This is a genomic window from Leptolyngbya sp. CALU 1928 (assembly GCF_056784215.1).
In genome coordinates this window covers 54,469-70,977 of record NZ_JBXBCE010000019.1, presented here as the reverse complement: position 1 = coordinate 70,977, position 16,509 = coordinate 54,469, and the positions used below count along the sequence as shown (strand labels likewise).

Genomic DNA, 16,509 nt, shown 5'->3' with positions numbered 1-16,509 from the left:
GTACTCTGGTATAAACAGTTGTCCACATGCCAGCGCTCTACATTCTGCAAATACAGCATGGTTAAGAAACAGCTTTACAAACACGATACTGCTAGCTACGTCATTGAACATGAAGTGTCTCAACAGAAAGAAGAAAAGTTCAAGCAATGGCAACATAGAATTACTCAGGCGGCTAGTCAGTTTGATGGCTATTTAGGAACAACGGTTTGTCCTCCGGTAGAGCAGGGCGGGAAGTGGTACATCATTGTTCACTTCGACTCGTCTGATAGCCTGACTAGCTGGCTCGAATCAGATATACGCTACAATCTCGTTGAAATTGGTAAGCAAGTTTTTCTAAGCTCTAAGATTACTCACTTCCAAACAGGGCTAGAACGGTGGTTTGTCAAGCAAGAGACAAACCCTTCTGCCTGGAAGCAAATTTTGGCAACCCTGCTAGGACTTTATCCCACGGTTATGCTGTTGAATCTGTTGCAATCTTCCTTGCAGTGGACAAATTCCTGGGCATTTGCGGATGTCATGTTGTTGAGCAATTTTCTTTCTTGCTGCTTGTTGACCTGGCTGGTGATGCCTTTTGTAGCATGGTTGCTCAAAGCTTGGTTACAACCTAAAAATCGAAATTTGGCTAAAATTAACTGGATTGGTGCAGCGCTTGTTCTAGCAGCGTTGGCACTGATGCGCTCGATTTTTGTTCACTCAGCTTAGAAGTGGATGAATATCACTTTACTAGATTGGTCATTCTCCCCAGAGCAAGCGATCGCGCTTCAGCAAAAACTTCGTAGCCAAGTGATTGTGACCGATCAACTCGGTGAAGTGCGCTATGTGGCAGGGGTAGATGTGGGCTTTGAAGCGGAGGGAACCATTACCCGTGCCGCTGTTGCCGTATTGAATCTAGATGATTTGCAGGTGTGCGATCGCGCGATCGCCCGTCGCCCCACAACTTTTCCGTATATTCCAGGTTTGCTTTCTTTTCGCGAAATTCCGGCGGTGGTAGATGCGCTGGCAAAGCTAACGACTCTACCCGACCTGATTCTGTGTGATGGTCAGGGGACGGCTCATCCGCGTCGTTTGGGGATTGCATGCCATTTAGGATTAATCATCAATTTGCCCACAATTGGCGTTGCCAAATCTTTATTAGTGGGCAAACATGCAGATTTAGCAGATGAAAAAGGCAGCTATCAACCGCTGCTCCACAAAGGTGAAACAATTGGCGTTGCCTTACGAACACGGGTTGGCACTAAGCCTGTTTATATATCTCCGGGGCATCGGATTAGCTTGGACACTGCGATCGCCTACGTCATGCGTTGCACCACTAAATATCGCTTACCCGAAACAACCCGCCATGCTCATAAACTGGCATCGGGACCTGCAATCGACGCGATCGCGGCTTCACCTGATCTACCCGATCAGCTTTCTCTTTTTTGAGCTATCGATTGAAGCAAGCAGCGATTCGTTAAAGTGAACTCATCGGTAAATCTTCTAATCCTAATCAACTCGTGAATCTACCTTCTTTTATCTGGCTTTGGCGAATTGCAGCATGGTCCATGGGTTTGTCTTGGCTTGCTTATTTCCTGCTGGGAGTTTCTGGGCTGTGGATGCGATCGCTGAGACAAAATGAGCAGATCCGCCCAGACTGGTTACGTCCAGTACATTTTTTGCTGGGGTTAACTTTAGCCCTTTTAGTACTGGTGCTACTGGCGATCGGCATTGTTGGCACTTTAGGCGAATATGGCAGCCTAGGGCATTCCGTGCATCTCATATCGGGGTTAGCCGTCGTCTATCTCGTGTTTCTATCTGCCTGGAGTGCCGTGCAAATTAGCACCGAGCGCTTATGGGCGAGGCAATTGCACGTTGGCATTAATGCAGTCTTGTTAGCAGGGTTTATCGGCGTGTCAGTCACAGGCTGGACAGTGGTGCAGAAGTATCTGCCCTGAAGCATAGATTTGGGTGTAGGTTGTAAGGAATTGGAATGGAGTAAGCAGGATAGTGAAATCGGCTCAGACATCACAAGAGACTCAATCTAGTTCATTGCCAGACACTTTTCCGGCAACGTTTTGGCTCTCGCCGTTAATTCGCATAACGTTACTGGGGTTATATGTGGCTTTGACAGCGCCTTTACCTTTATTGCCGCAGACAGACGGAGTTGCCGTTTCCCCTACATGGCTGTGGTTGGGCATTGGCTTAGGCTTTATCGCGCTGTATGGAGCGTTGTCAGAGCGGGTTGTGGTAGCTGAAACTGAGATTCAGGTGACCTATCCAGCCTGGATGCCGCGATTTGTGCGGAAAGGGTGGGTGCTGCCGTGGGCGGAGGTAAAAGCCCTAAAACCTCGGTCTACCGGGCAAGGGGGAATTGTATATTACTTCTTGAGTCAAACTGGGCAGGCATACCTGCTGCCCATGCGAGTTGCAGGCTTCTCGCGTCTAGTGCGCGTGGTGCAGGAAAAAACGGGCATTGACACGAGTGATGTGCGCCCATTGTCGCAACCATGGATGTATTTGACGTTGTTAGGGTTGACGGTGCTATTGCTGCTGGTCGATAGTTGGACAATTTGGACCGCTTTGTCGCTCACGGCATGATTTCCTCTGCTCAACCTGCCCAAATTCGCGTAGACCGGGTGAGTTTCGCCCCGCAACTGTTCAAATCTGCCAAATTAGGGCGCAGGGATCAATCCAATCTGCCTGCTTACTACTCGCTGCGGGATGTGTCGTTTGAGGTGGCTCAAGGCGATCACATTGCCATTGTGGGTGCCGCTGGAGCAGGCAAAACAACTCTATTGCGACTGCTGAACCGCCTGATTTCTCCGACTCAGGGATCGCTTTATTTCAACGATCGCCCTTACACTCAAATTTCACCCGTTTCCCTGCGACAACAAATTCTCTTGCTACCCCAAGAATCTAAACTGCTGGGGATGACCGTGCAAGAGGCATTAGCCTACCCATTGCAACTGCGGGGCGTTTCGCCGCTCGCGATCACAGCCCAAGTCAGCGAATGGCGCGATCGCCTCCAAATTCCATCTGAGTGGCTGTCTCGCACTGAACAGCAGCTATCTCTTGGGCAACGGCAATGGGTGGCGATCGCCCGTGCATTGATTGCTCAACCTAAAATTCTTTTGCTGGATGAACCGACTGCCTCCTTGGATATTACTCAGCGTCAGCAATTTTTATCCGTTTTGGAGCAATCCGGCTATGCAACCACTGTTGTAATGGTGACCCATCAATTTGATCTCGCTCAAGCTTGGTGTACCCGTGTTTTACATTTTCAGCAAGGGCAGTTAATCACTAATCAATCCGCGAATCAGATCAACTGGCAGATGATTGAAGAGACTTTGCAGCAAGCTGCGATCGCTCAGGAAGAAGAATGGGCTTAAACAATCAAAAGTTTAGGCAATGAAAAAGGCTCTCCTATTTGGATTTGGAGAGCCATCGCTCGATCAAAAAATTAGAACAGAACATTACCGTTTTAGGAAGTTAGCGCGACTTTATCCAACTCTTAACAACAGAGCCTCTGACCGAACGCATGAAAGAAACTTCAGTGAAACCGCTCAGACGGCTTCTTGGTTCTTTTCGCTCGTGCGGATGCGAATAATTTGATCAACTGGAGTCACAAAGATCTTGCCATCGCCGATCTCACCCGTCCGAGCCGCCACAATAATCTTATCGATTACCATGTCAACCTGCTCATCTTCAACCACAATTTCAACCTTGAGCTTTTGCAAAAACTCAACCGTATACTCTGATCCGCGATAGCGCTCAGTTTGTCCCTTTTGGCGACCAAAGCCTCTCACTTCAGAAACCGTCATGCCGACGATGCCTGCATTGACAAGCGCAATTTTTACTTCATCAAGCTTAAACGGGCGAATAATAGCCTCGACTTTTTTCAACTCCTTCACTCCTTATTTTTATGGGATGCTTTGTTATTTAGCATGTCACTTTCTATCACCGTCTAGAGCGAGTATTTTGTAACAAAAACTACAGTCTGCCGTCTGGCGATCGCACACTTTACCAAATACCTGCCTAATCGCTAGATACTAAAGATATTTCAAGCATTCATGGAAATGAAAATCTCTAACGGGAAGGCAATAACGGGCGCACAATCAAAAATCCGGTGCCAAACGCCGTCACAATAATCATGCAAATCACCAAAACCAGCCACCAAGCACCGATTTCTTTTGCTTCCGCTTGAGTAGTCGAAGGAGATTGACTAGGCTGTCCCGTAAACAACTTTCCAGGAATTCCGGTAAGCTGTTTCAGGGCATTTTTGGCAGGGGTTACAGCAGATGGCTGATTCAACTGAACGGGTTGTGCCAGGGTTTCTGTCGTTAATGAAGTCTCGGCAACTAGACTTGAAAAATTGTCTGTGTTTGAAGGGGCTACCTGCAAATTAGTATCTGCAAGCTGACGAAGATACAGGGCTGACTGAACCACTCGCTCAATTTCCAGCCGCAACTGCTGATTTCTTTGAACCAGATCCTCGTTTTGACCTTTCAGAGAATTGAGAGAAGTTTGAGTAGACTGCAACTCACTGGCGACTTCTCGATAGACCGAGATCGGGACGGATGGACTACGTGCCGCCCCTAGTTTTGAGACAGGCGCAGATGTTTTAGCAAGTTGCATCATCGGTTTAGTATTAACGTTAGAAGTCATAGGAAAGCAGTGTTTGTGGATACAGTAAAAAATGATTGCCCACACGATAAACGCAAACTCAAAAAGTGACCGTTTTTCTTGTAAGGGAAGAGGAGAGGGCAGAGTTCTAAGTTTTGAGTTCTAACTTTCTCCTTTTCCTCTTTCCTTAAAATCTGATTCCTAGTCCTATTTCTGAATTACAATCATGAGTCAATTTTCTACCGAGTCGATGATCCCATCTGAGTCTGAATTATCCAGTCAATCTTTCAGCCAAGCTCCCGAACCAAAGTATGGAGAGCGGTTGATTGAGTCCGGACAGTTAATTACCTTTCCAAATCCACGCATTGGCAGACGCTATGAAATTCAGCTTGTGTTGCCTGAATTCACCTGCAAATGTCCTTTTTCGGGCTATCCCGATTTTGCGACGATTTACCTGACCTATGTTCCGAATCAAAAGGTGGTGGAGCTAAAGGCGATTAAGCTGTATATCAACAGCTACCGCGATCGCTATATTTCCCACGAAGAATCGATTAACCAAATCTTGGATGATTTTGTGGCTGCCTGTGATCCGCTGGAAGTGAAAATTAAAGGCGATTATAATCCACGGGGCAATGTGCATACGGTGATTGAGGTGGAGCATCGTCACCCATCGATCCAGGCATAATTTGACTCCGCGTAAATTTGATCGAACAAAATAAGACTGGTGTTGTTGATAAATGTAAAGGTTGGGCACACTGAATAGTAAGGAGATGCAATACCGCGATCGCTCCCTTCCAGTATCCATGAATGAATCATTTAAATCGCCGGTCGCCCTTTCTAATCCTGCTTCTGCCGAAGATTTGTTGCTGAAGCTTCCCCCAGAAGCGCGGCGATGGGCTGAGAGCTTGCCTTGGGCACAGCGCCGCTATGTGTTGTCGTTGTGCCATCTGATGGGTGCTGCTGCGCCAGAAACACGAGCAAAATTTTTAGATGACTATACCGCCGATGGCTTAGTGTCTAAAGTTCTGGAAGACCGGGATACCAAGCAAAAAGTCAAAGAATACTTAAAGGAATTTAAGGTTAAAACTGACCTGGATACCAACTCGTTACGGCATTATATTCGTCAATTCTATATTCACTCGGCGCAAGATATGCGGACTCAGCCGCAGCTTTATCTAGAGTCGGCGTTGCGGTTGGTGATGAGTACGGAGGAACGCAACAATGTGTTCTCGTATATTTTGGGGTTTGAGTTGATTAAGATGATGTTTCGGATGAGTTGGTATCAGCAGGAAAAGCTATATCGCTTGCAGCGGAACCAGGAAGAGTTTTTGCAGACTTACATTAAGCCGATTCAACACGCTCATCGGATTAATCAAATTGTGGTGCCTAAAGATGAAAATCTATTTTTCGCGCGGCGCGATTATTATGTGAAGAAGCCGATTATGTCTGAGAAAAAGTTGGTGGAGTTGGCGATCGCCACTTTCCCAACGGATGTCACCACGAACATGGGCTTTTCGATCATTCGCCATTCTCAGTCCCTCATATTCGACTATCACTATATTTTTGAACTAGATCAAGACGCAATTTATCTGCAATGACCCATCTTTCTACCGACTTGATTGCTGAACTGACCCAACTCTACCAAACCTACGAAACCGCCCTTTGCACCAATGACTTAGCAACCTTGGACGCGCTGTTTTGGGAATCACCGGATGTGGTGCGATTTGGTGCTACTGAAAACCTGTATGGAATTGACGAAATCCGACAGTTTCGCCAAAATCGCCCCACTCAAGATCTAGCGCGAGAAATTTCCCATTTGACAGTGGTGCCCTTTGGCGACGACACGGCAGCGATTACCTTAGAATTTCGGCGCACTATCAAGGGCGTGGCGAGATCGGGCAGGCAAAGCCAGTTTTGGCGGAAGTTCCCCCAGGGATGGCGGATTGTGTCGGCTCATGTGTCGCTGTTGCCCCTTTAGTGGAATGGGATCGCGGTATCGAAAGGCGACCTTAAAGTTCACGCTGCATCATCAGTGCTTCATCATCTTCTTTCTCACCTGTATATGCGAAGCCCTGCTTCTGATAAAACGTCCCAGGATTTTCCTCTCCAGGGTAACAGCTTGTCAATAAAACCTTTGCGCCGGGGCGCGTTTTGACGTGTTCGATCAACAATTCCAAAGCGCGTCGCCCAAATCCGCACTTTTGAAAACGAGCATCAATCATAAACCGCCAAAGATAATAGGATGCCTTGACCGGATCATCTTCCAGCATCACAAAGCCGACTGGTGTTTCGTCGGCATAAATTGCTCGAAACCAAGCAACCTCTGGATAAAAATGGGCTTCAGCAAGAGACTCGGCATTGGAGGCAACGAATTTTTCTTGTTCGTCAGTTACTTTCAAATCGAGGATATCTTCAAGATTTTCTTGAGTAATTTCCTGTAGCGTAATAATTGCGCTTGGCAATACCATTCGATTTCTTCCAGTAAAAGTCGTTCACTACTTTAACTGATGGATTCAGTACACCTAAGTATTTAAACACGATTTTCATTGATAGGCTAAGCCAGACATAAACTCCCTTAACCTGCTTTGCACTTGCATAATAGAAAGCGGTGGAGATGCTTAGGAGAGGGTTTGTATGAGTCAGCGCGATCGCCCATTAATTCAACGGTCAAAGCGACAACTCAGTCAAGGATTTGGATGGATGGTCGTAGTAGGGGCGATCGCGTTGACGGGATGCAATGCCCAGCAGCCTAACCCTGCGCCCACAGAATCACCAGTCGTCCAATCTCCCGATCCCACTTCCACGGGATTGGTGCCTAATCCCAGCCCTACTGAGACGCTACCGAGTGTTAGCCCAACGCCCTCTTTAACTCCGTCTCCAACAGTAGAAAAGCCGGAATCCGTTAAGGCTGTGGAAACTAACTTATCGGGGTTAGTTAGCAAAGCTGGCAACTTAACCATTCAATCCGTAGACTGTCCCGCTAATTTGGCAGCACCCACTCAACCTGGAACTATTGCTGTCCCAGTGCCAAAAACGTTTGACTGTCAAATTAATTCGGATGCGGGTGTTTTTACCGTCCAAGTAGAGCCAACCAGTGATCCCAGTAAATTTCGGTGGGGTACTAAGGGAATGCTGCTACTCTCTAAATTGAATGACTTTATTCAAAAAAGCGCTGAGAGCAAAGCGATTGGCAAGGTGACTGTAGATTGTGGCGGCAAAATTCGACCTGCGAAGACTGGAGAAACCTTTGATTGTAAGGTTATCGATACGAAAGGGACGCTTCGCATGGTGAAAGTGACGGTGCGCGATGAAGTAGGGAATGTGTTTATTACCCCGCTTTAATCTACTGATCGAAAACTCTGCGTTACTAAGTGTCAGCAGGAGTAAGCGCGATCGCCCTTCTCGGTGTAAAAGCGCGATTGCGGTTTTGATTGAGGCGATCGTGTTTTAAACTTGTAGACCGACCTTAGATGTCTGAGCCAAATTCATAGCGGTTGATGAACAGACCAATGACAGCATCATGCAACCAAATGGACTTAGAGGCGTAATGCCTCCGGCAGGTTACGCCAATATAGGCTCCCCAAGCAGGAGCCCCTGCGTCAGCGTCGTAGGCGATGGCAAACCGATTCAAAGCAGGCTTCCATCTTTAATCGGCATCGTCCATTTTTGAGAGCTATTGCTTTTGGTACGCTCTCCTGGGATATTCGCTCAACACTCGCACCCCTTTTGCCAATCGCTTTGAGTGCCGCAAGTCTTGAAAATCCTACGGATTCGCTTCTTCACTGACCCAGTCGCTCATGAGTTTGTCCGTTTCAGCTAAACTGAGCGGCATAATCCCACAGCTACCGTCTAAAACTTAAACCCAGTCATACTTCCACAGGCTTCTATCTGACAGATCGCTTTTAAGCGGGGGAGGGTGACAAAGAATGCTGGCAACCAGCCATACTAAGTTGATGGGCGATCGCGACCCAGTCTCCTAATCGCTCATACTCCAGCACCTCAAATCCCACGGATTGCAGGGCTGCAACCACTTCAGGCTCTTGATCGGCGGTGAAGCCAGCGGTAATCAGAAGTCCGTTTGGGCGCAGTGCATGGCGATACTCGGCGGCAAGGGTGATGTGGATGCGTCCGAGAATATTTGCCACGATTAGATCCAGGTCAGAGGCTTGAACCGTGGAAACTTCCTGAGTGAGTGTGCCATTCATCCAGTGTCCTAAATGACTACCGTCGCCCAAACTGGCGCACTCTACCATCACTTGAGCCTCCACTTGATTATCCTGAATGGTTGCTTGGGTCACCTGCACCGCGATCGCGTCATTATCCAGCGCCAACACTTGCGCCCCTAGCTTCGCGATCGCCACGCTCAAAATGCCTGACCCACAGCCCAAATCCAGCGCGTTCATGCCAGCCATCACGTATCGCTCTAGCAAACGTACACTCAAAATCGTCGCGGGATGCAAGCCACTCCCAAAGGCGAGACTTGGCTTCAGCCGCAACAGAATTTCATTGGGACTGGATTGATAAACAGCATTATTTGCCAGCACCACAAATCGCTGCCCAATTCGGTGAATCGGGGAATTTTGAGAGGCTGGCGATTTAGTTTCTACCAGCGCGGTTTCTAATTCTGTGGTTAACCCAGTGCGATGAAGCGGCGAGAGGAGTTGGGCGATCGCCTCCACCCGAGATCGAGCTTGGCGATCGTGTGGCAGATAAAACCGCAGCGTAAAGCTCCAATCAGCATCGTCCTTAGCGTCATAGTTAGCAATATCAAGACCTTCGGTACCCTGAGCTTCCGCCAGCAATGTGCAAACCCAATCCACGGCTTCAGCGGTGGTATCTAGACTCAACTCGATCCATGCCATTCTGGGTTTTCCACACAATCAACCCTTCCCATCCTACCGGAGACCATCCATAGACAGAAAAATTCGGCAACCGTGCTTTTGCTAAACCACCGATTGCCCAAAACTCCCATCAGACGGGCGATCGCTCCAGTGCAGCTATAATGAAAGCAATTGTCCCCTCATAATTAGGAGACCCTATGCCCACCCGTATGGCTCAAGACATGGGAAGAATTCTGACGACCTTAACGATTACCAACCGTGCTGACCAAGTTTTAGCAAAGAATGGCGCAATTTCCCCAGAACAAATTCGCTCCGTTACCCTCGACGACGTTTTGATTGACACCGGAGCGACAACCTTGTGCTTGCCAAAAGATGTGGTGGCGCAACTGGGGCTGGAATTGCAAAAAGAAGTGGATGTGGCAACCGCAATGGGGATTGGCAAGGCACGGATTTTTCAGGATGCCAAAATTTCGTTGTGTGATCGCGAAGGCACCTTTGAATGCTTGGAACTCCCTGGCGGCAGAAATGCGCTGTTAGGTGTGATTCCCCTAGAAGCCTTAGGAATTGAACTGGATTTGCAGAACCAAAAGCTCAAAGTACTACCCATTAGTCCCACCGATACTTATTTGACAATCATGTGATGGGATGTGAATGAATACAGGTATGAATCCAGAACAATGGCAACAGTGGTTAGAAGTTCAACAGCGTCAAACTGTCGCGTTGGAGCGCATCGCCGCATCGCTGGAACGGTTAGCCCCAACGAACCAGTCAGCGCCCAACTATCAAAAAACGCTAGAAGAGTTTCGCGGTTTTGACTGGGCGGTGATTGGGGCCAGCGTGGTGCAGTCTGACCCGTCTGGAGCCGCGATCGTGGAATGGAATGGGCAGCAGTTCACCCGGCGATCGCCCACAAACAAATTTGGGGAAGCAATCTGGTTTAGCCGCAGTGTGGGCAAAGATGACGATGGCCACACGCGCTATGAACGCCTAATCACCTTCAAAAAGGCAGGCGAAGTCGAACCGATTCCCGATCGCGTCAATCGAGCAATTTCCCATCCGTAAAAGGACATCGATTGCTTGAAGGCGGCAGTAGTTCTACAAACCTGAGAGCGTAACCGCAGATGCTTAAACCAAACATTGGAGTAGGGATTGTTAGTCTGATTGTTCTCAGTCAATCTGCCTCAGCTATTGCAGTCACGGTTCAAGACATACCCAATCCCAGACGGATGAACAGTTGGGTGGCGGATACCGCAAATTTGTTAACGCCGCAAACAGAAGCCCAAATCAATCGCATCATTACGGAACTGGAAGCAGAGAACAGTAGTGAAATTGCTGTGGTGACTGTGCCCACTACTCAGCCTTCTGCCTCTTCAAAAGCATTTGCCACACAACTATTTAACACCTGGAAGATTGGTAAGCAGGGTAAAAACAATGGCGTGTTGTTTTTGATCTCTAAGGGCGATCGCCGCACCGAAATTGAAACGGGCACGGGTCTAACAACGTTGCTACCCAGTTCCCAAGTAGAAATAATTTTGACGCAAACAGTTACCCCTCAATATAAACAGGGCAAGTTTGATGAGGGTACGGTTGCAGGGACGAGAGCGATCGCGACGGCTCTTGGCGGCAATCCACCACCCACGTCAGCCCTATCCGCTTGGACGCAAGCCTGGAATCTATTGCCGTTGATTGCGGGAGGTCTATCTGTGAGTATTGGCATTTTCTCGGTCTTTTCCATTATTTACAAGATTATTCAAGAGATTAGAAATTCCACCCCAGAAACCAGCCCCAGAGAAGACAATGACCACAGTTCGTGGGATTTGGATGACACCTCCCACAGTTCCAGTCGCTACAGTTCTAGCAGCTATAGTGCATCTGACTCGGATACCAGTAGCAGCAGTGACTTTGGTGGAGGCAGCAGCGACGGTGGCGGATCAGGCGATAGCTGGTAAGGATTTGATGAGTTCATCGTTTAGGGGTGGATGATTCCCTCTAGTTGCGAATACACTCGTGAGGGAATCCTAGTGAAAAAAGCATGAGGCAACCTAGTTTATGACTCAATCCACTCCGACTGCGGCATTAATCGACGGCATTAAGTTTGGGACAGATGGTTGGCGGGGTGTGATTGCGGCAGAGTTTACGTTTGAACGGGTGTGTTATGTGGCAGCGATCGCGGCACAAGTCCTAGCCGAAAACTATAGCGGCGAAACCAACAACAGCCGCACGATTGTGGTGGGCTACGATCGCCGTTTTTTGTCAGAAGAATTTGCAGCAGCGGTCGCAGAGTCCGTCCAACAGGCTGGATTTGACGTGCTGCTATCCGATGGCTATGCGCCCACTCCTGCCTTTAGCTGGGCGGCAAAACAGCAGAATGCTCTCGGAGCCTTGGTAATCACCGCCAGCCACAATCCTGGAAAATATTCTGGATTGAAAGTCAAAGGAGCGTTTGGCGGATCGGTTTCACCCGCAGTCACCCAGCAAATTGAAACACGGTTGCCCGACGGCTTCACACCCGCTGCCACTCCTGGTAGCCTGACCACTTTTAATCCTTGGACAAGCTACTGCGAAGGGCTGCGAACGAAGGTAGATATTGCCATGATTCGCGAGGCGATTGAAACCGGTGAACTGACGGTGTTTGCGGATGTCATGCACGGTGCCGCAGCGGGTGGCTTGGAACAACTGTTGGGCACTGCCATTCGAGAAGTGAACAGCGATCGCGATCCATTATTTGGCGGAGGCGCACCGGAACCACTGCCCAAGTACATGGCGGAACTGTTTCACCAAGTTCACGCCTATCGGCAACAGCATCCAACTGGGCTAGCAGTGGCTCTAGTATTTGATGGCGACAGCGATCGGATTGCGGCAGTCGATGGACAAGGAAACTTTCTCAGTTCCCAAATTCTCATTCCTATCTTGATGGAGCATCTCGTGGTTCATCGCGGCTTTACGGGTGAATTCATCAAAACCATCAGCGGTTCAGACCTAATGCCCAAAGTGGCGGCATTACATAACTTATCCGTCTACGAAACACCGATTGGCTACAAATATATTGCCGATCGCATGTTAGAAACCCCCGTGCTGATTGGCGGCGAGGAGTCTGGGGGCATCGGCTATGGCAACCACATTCCTGAACGAGATGCCCTGCTGTCGGCGCTGTATGTCCTAGAAGCGATCGTCAAGTTTAACGCCGACCTCAGCGATATTTATCGTGATCTACAAACCCGCGCCGATTTCTTTGCCAGCTACGATCGCATCGATCTGCCTTTGTCTGGTATGGAAGCACGGGCACGATTGCTGAACCAACTCGAAAGCCAACCCCTCACCGAAATCGCTGGACAAAAAGTAGTGGATGTCCTGGCGATCGATGGCTACAAATTCCGATTGGAAGACGGACGCTGGCTATTAATTCGCTTCAGCGGCACAGAACCCGTTTTGCGGTTGTATTCCGAAGCAAAAACCCTGGAACAAGTCCACGAAACCCTTGATTGGGCGAGAGAATGGGCAAATAAAGCATAGATAAGGGATAGGAAATGGCGATCGCAACAAGTTAGTTAATGGATAGTCAGACTGTTGATACGCTCGAGATTCTGCTGTCAGGAGAATTTGCTAATTACGAGATCAATTTAAAGAATAAATATGAAGCAAATAGACGTAGAGGAGGGTGCAAAACGCTAGGGTAATGCATCAGATTATTGTTGGAAAGGTGGCGAGATCATGCCAACCCCAAGGACGCTCAGTCAGCCCTGCTCGTTGAGCGGCAGTTGTCTTGAATCGACGTGCCGCCAAATCCAATTGAAATAACTCACCACTAACCTTATCGTCACCTTGGTTTGCTCCCAGACCTTGCCGAACTTGTTCTGTCTACGGTGCCACCGCCCCGTCTGCTGCCTGACGATGCCATTGGTGCGCTCAAGTCGTTGCGTCCTATCCTTGCCAATGTAGTGCACTATTTCAGGCGGCAGCACTCGCTCATACCCTCCCCAATCATCGCTATTCCAAAATTTGCAAGCGGTTTTGCCTTCTGTGATAACTAGTCGTCCCTGAAAAACCTAATGAACCCTTTCAGGGCAAGAATTTTAGCCTAAAAAGAGTGGTTTGAAATCGCAAGAAACTGTGCAAAGCCTTGCAAATTCTGGGAAAATCACTAAATTTGAGGCTCCCTCAAATCCCTATTTTCTGGAACTACTCAAATTCGAGTCCACCGAAATTGACCGCTGGAACTCTTCTGATATGCCAGTTGATGGTTGGGTACCCCAAAATCAAGGGAGTTCTTCAGGTTTGACTAACTAGTCGTCCCTGAAGAACTGGGATTAAGTGATCGCCTGAGAGGGAATCAGGGGATGAGTCAAAAAGAAGCGAAATAGTTTACGCAAATTGAAGCCGCAGCCAACGAGCAAGGCATTGATCCGGTCGCCGATTGTGCCCTGCAAAAAGTTGCGCCCTAAAGCATGGTCTTGTTTGCTATGCCCAATCACAGGTTCAATCGCACTGCGGCGTTTAAGCGCGCGTTTGAGTGCGCCCGTCAATTTTAGGGTAGTGGACTAGACCAGTGGATCTAGTCAGACTTCTAAACCAAACTCGTAGCGGTTGATGAACAAACCAATGACTACATCATGCAACCAGATCGACTTAGAAAAACAAATCGTTTTGCGAGCTAAGCGTTTAATCCTTGTGCGCAAAGTTAAATGCTTGCGCTCATACGCCTTCGGCGGAGCGAAGCTCTACGTCTGAGTATGACGTTTACCAACCGTGTGAAAAGCCGGATCGACATGTCGTAATGCCTCCGGCAGGCTACGCCAACATAAGCTCCCCAACTGTCGGTGTAGAACTGCATGATGCCAAAGGGTTCTAACAACGCTTTGAGTCGGAGAAATGCACTATCTTGGTGGTTAGAAAGTACATACGCTAACACTTCTCCCGTGTCATGGTCTATCGCGTGCCACAACCACCGTTGTTGTTGGTTTTGAACCTACAAAACTCCACATTTCGTCTGCCTCAACCTCTAAATCCTGCCACTGGCACAGGCAAACGATCGCTTGAGTCGGTTCAAGTTGGGCTAAGCGTTTCTCATTGACTGCTTTGAGATGACGATCTTTTTTTTAACGTTTCAGTCACGGTGGTGCGACTAATTTTGAGGACTCGCGCTGTGTCACGAGTGCCGCTGCCGTTCATTGCCATGTCCACAATCTGTTGCTTTACTTGGGGCAGATACCCTCGATAGGCATACGCTCGAATAAAGGTGCAACGGGAACACTCGGAGTTACGACATTTATAGCGTTGCTTTCCCTCACCCGATTGCCCATGCTTGACGACATCACTACTTCCACAACTGGGGCAAAGAACGGGTTCAAGTACCATGTCAGAAACTTTTAGGCAAACGACCTTTTTAGTTTCTCTCATTTCCCCAGGTCTAGTCCACTACCGGGCGGCAGCTGGTGTCTCGCATTGACTGCCTTTCTCTTCACCTTTAGTCCAGACTAAAATTATCGAGCGTGATGCGAACTATGTTCTGGCACTCAAAGACAATCAAGGCAATTTGTTTGCCGATGTGCAGCAAATTTTTGCGCATGCCCAGTCATGCAACCATGCAACTTTGCTGACATTGAGCATACATTTGACCAAACTATCGCTAAAGGACATGGACGGGTTGAGATTCGGCGCTGTTGGACGATGGGACAGGGGGAGTATTTGGTCGATGCCGATAAATGGGAGAAGTTCACCAGCATTGGCATGATTCAGGCAGAGCGTCGTCTTCCAGGAAAAGTTGAACGTGAAACACGCTACTACATCACTAGCCTGACCAGGGATGCCGCACGATTATCTCAAGCTGTTCGCAGTCATTGGTTGGTGGAAAATGCCCTGCATTGGGTATTAGACCTTGCTTTTGTGGAAGATACTTGTCGTGTTCGTAAAGACTTTGCACCCGAGAATTTGGCAGTTGTTCGGCATATTGCCCTCAACTTGCTCGCTCAAGAAACCTCACTTAAGTTAGGGGTCAGGAATAAACGATTGCAAGCAGGCTGGGATTAAGACTACTTACTCAAGATTTTGCTTGAATTAAGATGCGTTCGCCCTGGGGATAAGGTAATTCTGACTTCGGGTAAAATCTTGCTGAGTTACTATGATGCGCGATGGGCGACTAAAAATTAGGCTGAGACAAGCTGCTCGAAGTGCAATGGGTTGGGACTGTGACGATTAAGCCATCGACAGACGGTGTGAGCTAACAGCTTTTGAGCCGACTGGTCAAGTGCCACACATCCCGCGCCCAAACTTTTTCAATTGAGAATCGTTCAACAAGCTGCCCAATCACCGTTTCAATGAGTCGTCGCACCCGCATCAGTAACTTCACCCAAGCAGGGTTTCGCTCATCGTACATATTTGAGCGCAACGCCGTTTCTAGCTGGATACCGACTGCTTGGAGTTGATGCTGGAGGGAGTGCGAGAGATACCCTTTGTCCCCAATCAGGAGACCACGAACCGTGCACACGATGTCCCAGAGCGCCTCTCGTTCACTGCCATTAGCCGGAGTGGGGCTAAACCCAGTAATCACCCCGGTGGAACTGATGAGTAAATGACCATGAAACCCATAGTAGGTCTGCTTCTTTGCCGCACAGTAGCCATAAGCGGCTTCCCCTTGGAAACTTTGACATCGCGGGGCACGGCTGAAGCCGCACAAAGGGATGGGAATGCCATCGATCCGGTGAACGGCATCGGCAAATGCACCCAGTTGTGCGGCTAAACGTTGCTGAAGCCGTTCTTTGTATTGCCACAAGTTCGCGGCTTGCCGCACAAAGGCAGACCGACTGCCCAACTTGGGAAACAGACCCAGCCAGTGCCGCCGAAAGTATTGCCAAATCGCTTGGTCTGCATCCATCCCTTGGTACTCTGCCACAATTTCCATCGTCAGTACTTCGCTGTCTGCTAAAGCAGGAGCAAATCCTTTTTCTCGAATCGGCTGCCCTTGGGTGACCTCCTTGAGCAAGTCATCTACACAGCAAAAAACAGCGATGATAAACTCTTCAGTAGTAAACATAGTCCCACTCCAGCTAGATAAGTTGTACTTCTAGCATTA

The 16,509-nt window shown here is 48.6% G+C and carries 19 protein-coding genes and 4 pseudogenes; 14 read left to right on the top strand and 9 right to left on the bottom strand.

What is annotated here, in order from left to right:
• Positions 1–57: 57 nt before the first annotated feature.
• The 5 genes from AC1S5B_RS25665 to AC1S5B_RS25645 all read left to right on the top strand — a co-directional run bounded on the left by AC1S5B_RS25665 (position 58) and on the right by AC1S5B_RS25645 (position 3,365).
• Positions 58–702, top strand: a complete 645-nt coding sequence (locus tag AC1S5B_RS25665) for an antibiotic biosynthesis monooxygenase (RefSeq protein ID WP_482038497.1) — start codon at positions 58–60, stop codon at positions 700–702.
• Positions 703–708: 6 nt separating this feature from the next.
• The gene (nfi, locus tag AC1S5B_RS25660) at positions 709–1,422 is read left to right on the top strand and encodes a deoxyribonuclease V (protein ID WP_482038496.1); all 714 of its coding nucleotides are present in this window, start codon (positions 709–711) and stop codon (positions 1,420–1,422) included.
• A 71-nt stretch (positions 1,423–1,493) separates the two neighbouring features.
• Positions 1,494–1,931: a DUF4079 domain-containing protein gene (locus tag AC1S5B_RS25655; RefSeq protein ID WP_482038495.1), complete on the top strand. Its 438-nt coding sequence runs from the start codon at positions 1,494–1,496 to the stop codon at positions 1,929–1,931.
• A gap of 52 nt (positions 1,932–1,983) precedes the next feature.
• Positions 1,984–2,574, top strand: coding sequence for a hypothetical protein (locus tag AC1S5B_RS25650; RefSeq protein WP_482038494.1), 591 nt, complete (start codon positions 1,984–1,986; stop codon positions 2,572–2,574).
• Positions 2,538–3,365, top strand: coding sequence for an ABC transporter ATP-binding protein (locus tag AC1S5B_RS25645; RefSeq protein ID WP_482038493.1), 828 nt, complete (start codon positions 2,538–2,540; stop codon positions 3,363–3,365). Before AC1S5B_RS25650 ends, AC1S5B_RS25645 begins: the two co-directional genes overlap by 37 nt.
• Before the next feature lie 174 nt (positions 3,366–3,539).
• Here AC1S5B_RS25645 and AC1S5B_RS25640 read toward each other — a convergent pair whose 3' ends face one another.
• Complete coding sequence (locus AC1S5B_RS25640) at positions 3,540–3,887, bottom strand: P-II family nitrogen regulator (protein ID WP_458651150.1); 348 nt, start codon at positions 3,885–3,887, stop codon at positions 3,540–3,542.
• 175 nt (positions 3,888–4,062) lie between these two features.
• On the bottom strand, positions 4,063–4,641 hold the full coding sequence (locus AC1S5B_RS25635) for a hypothetical protein (protein ID WP_482038492.1): 579 nt from the start codon (positions 4,639–4,641) through the stop codon (positions 4,063–4,065).
• Between the two features lie 184 nt (positions 4,642–4,825).
• On the opposite strand from AC1S5B_RS25635, the gene queF reads away from it, so the two are divergent.
• The 3 genes from queF (at position 4,826) to hpxZ (ending at position 6,577) form a co-directional block, all read left to right on the top strand.
• Entirely contained in the window at positions 4,826–5,284 is a 459-nt protein-coding gene (gene queF, locus AC1S5B_RS25630; protein WP_482038491.1) for a preQ(1) synthase, read from the top strand.
• A gap of 118 nt (positions 5,285–5,402) precedes the next feature.
• Positions 5,403–6,197 carry a cobyrinic acid a,c-diamide synthase gene (locus AC1S5B_RS25625; RefSeq protein ID WP_482038490.1) on the top strand — a complete coding sequence of 265 codons (795 nt, stop codon included), beginning with the start codon at positions 5,403–5,405 and terminating at the stop codon, positions 6,195–6,197.
• Complete coding sequence (gene hpxZ, locus AC1S5B_RS25620; RefSeq protein WP_482038489.1) at positions 6,194–6,577, top strand: oxalurate catabolism protein HpxZ; 384 nt, start codon at positions 6,194–6,196, stop codon at positions 6,575–6,577. Before AC1S5B_RS25625 ends, hpxZ begins: the two co-directional genes overlap by 4 nt.
• A 31-nt stretch (positions 6,578–6,608) precedes the next feature.
• On the opposite strand, the gene AC1S5B_RS25615 is transcribed toward hpxZ, so the two are convergent.
• Positions 6,609–7,067 (bottom strand): GNAT family N-acetyltransferase, encoded by a 459-nt coding sequence (locus tag AC1S5B_RS25615; RefSeq protein ID WP_482038488.1) that lies wholly within the window; start codon positions 7,065–7,067, stop codon positions 6,609–6,611.
• Between the two features lie 166 nt (positions 7,068–7,233).
• On the opposite strand from AC1S5B_RS25615, the gene AC1S5B_RS25610 reads away from it, so the two are divergent.
• Positions 7,234–7,941, top strand: coding sequence for a hypothetical protein (locus AC1S5B_RS25610; RefSeq protein ID WP_482038487.1), 708 nt, complete (start codon positions 7,234–7,236; stop codon positions 7,939–7,941).
• Positions 7,942–8,065: 124 nt separating this feature from the next.
• On the opposite strand, the gene AC1S5B_RS25605 is transcribed toward AC1S5B_RS25610, so the two are convergent.
• Complete coding sequence (locus tag AC1S5B_RS25605; protein ID WP_482038754.1) at positions 8,066–8,230, bottom strand: hypothetical protein; 165 nt, start codon at positions 8,228–8,230, stop codon at positions 8,066–8,068.
• A gap of 271 nt (positions 8,231–8,501) precedes the next feature.
• On the bottom strand, positions 8,502–9,461 hold the full coding sequence (locus AC1S5B_RS25600) for a 50S ribosomal protein L11 methyltransferase (RefSeq protein ID WP_482038486.1): 960 nt from the start codon (positions 9,459–9,461) through the stop codon (positions 8,502–8,504).
• A 176-nt stretch (positions 9,462–9,637) separates the two neighbouring features.
• On the opposite strand from AC1S5B_RS25600, the gene AC1S5B_RS25595 reads away from it, so the two are divergent.
• The 4 genes from AC1S5B_RS25595 (at position 9,638) to AC1S5B_RS25580 (ending at position 12,953) form a co-directional block, all read left to right on the top strand.
• Entirely contained in the window at positions 9,638–10,081 is a 444-nt protein-coding gene (locus tag AC1S5B_RS25595) for a retroviral-like aspartic protease family protein (RefSeq protein WP_482038485.1), read from the top strand.
• A 10-nt stretch (positions 10,082–10,091) separates the two neighbouring features.
• On the top strand, positions 10,092–10,502 hold the full coding sequence (locus tag AC1S5B_RS25590; RefSeq protein ID WP_482038484.1) for a single-stranded DNA-binding protein: 411 nt from the start codon (positions 10,092–10,094) through the stop codon (positions 10,500–10,502).
• Between the two features lie 59 nt (positions 10,503–10,561).
• Positions 10,562–11,389, top strand: coding sequence for a TPM domain-containing protein (locus tag AC1S5B_RS25585; protein ID WP_482038483.1), 828 nt, complete (start codon positions 10,562–10,564; stop codon positions 11,387–11,389).
• Between the two features lie 100 nt (positions 11,390–11,489).
• Entirely contained in the window at positions 11,490–12,953 is a 1,464-nt protein-coding gene (locus AC1S5B_RS25580) for a phosphoglucomutase/phosphomannomutase family protein (protein ID WP_482038482.1), read from the top strand.
• Between the two features lie 168 nt (positions 12,954–13,121).
• On the opposite strand, the pseudogene AC1S5B_RS25575 reads toward AC1S5B_RS25580, so the two are convergent.
• From AC1S5B_RS25575 to AC1S5B_RS25565, 3 pseudogenes are all read right to left on the bottom strand, one after another.
• Positions 13,122–13,462 (bottom strand): annotated as a pseudogene (locus AC1S5B_RS25575) (IS1 family transposase); the annotation flags it as partial.
• A gap of 321 nt (positions 13,463–13,783) precedes the next feature.
• Positions 13,784–13,936: pseudogene (locus AC1S5B_RS25570) on the bottom strand (IS5/IS1182 family transposase); the annotation flags it as partial.
• A 60-nt stretch (positions 13,937–13,996) separates the two neighbouring features.
• Positions 13,997–14,795 (bottom strand): annotated as a pseudogene (locus AC1S5B_RS25565) (IS1 family transposase).
• Positions 14,796–15,014: 219 nt separating this feature from the next.
• On the opposite strand from AC1S5B_RS25565, the gene AC1S5B_RS25560 reads away from it, so the two are divergent.
• Positions 15,015–15,467: an ISAs1 family transposase gene (locus AC1S5B_RS25560; protein ID WP_482038481.1), complete on the top strand. Its 453-nt coding sequence runs from the start codon at positions 15,015–15,017 to the stop codon at positions 15,465–15,467.
• Positions 15,468–15,583: 116 nt separating this feature from the next.
• Here the strand turns inward: AC1S5B_RS25560 and AC1S5B_RS25555 are convergent.
• A pseudogene (locus AC1S5B_RS25555) lies at positions 15,584–16,470 on the bottom strand (IS982 family transposase).
• Between the last annotated feature and the right edge of the window lie 39 nt (positions 16,471–16,509).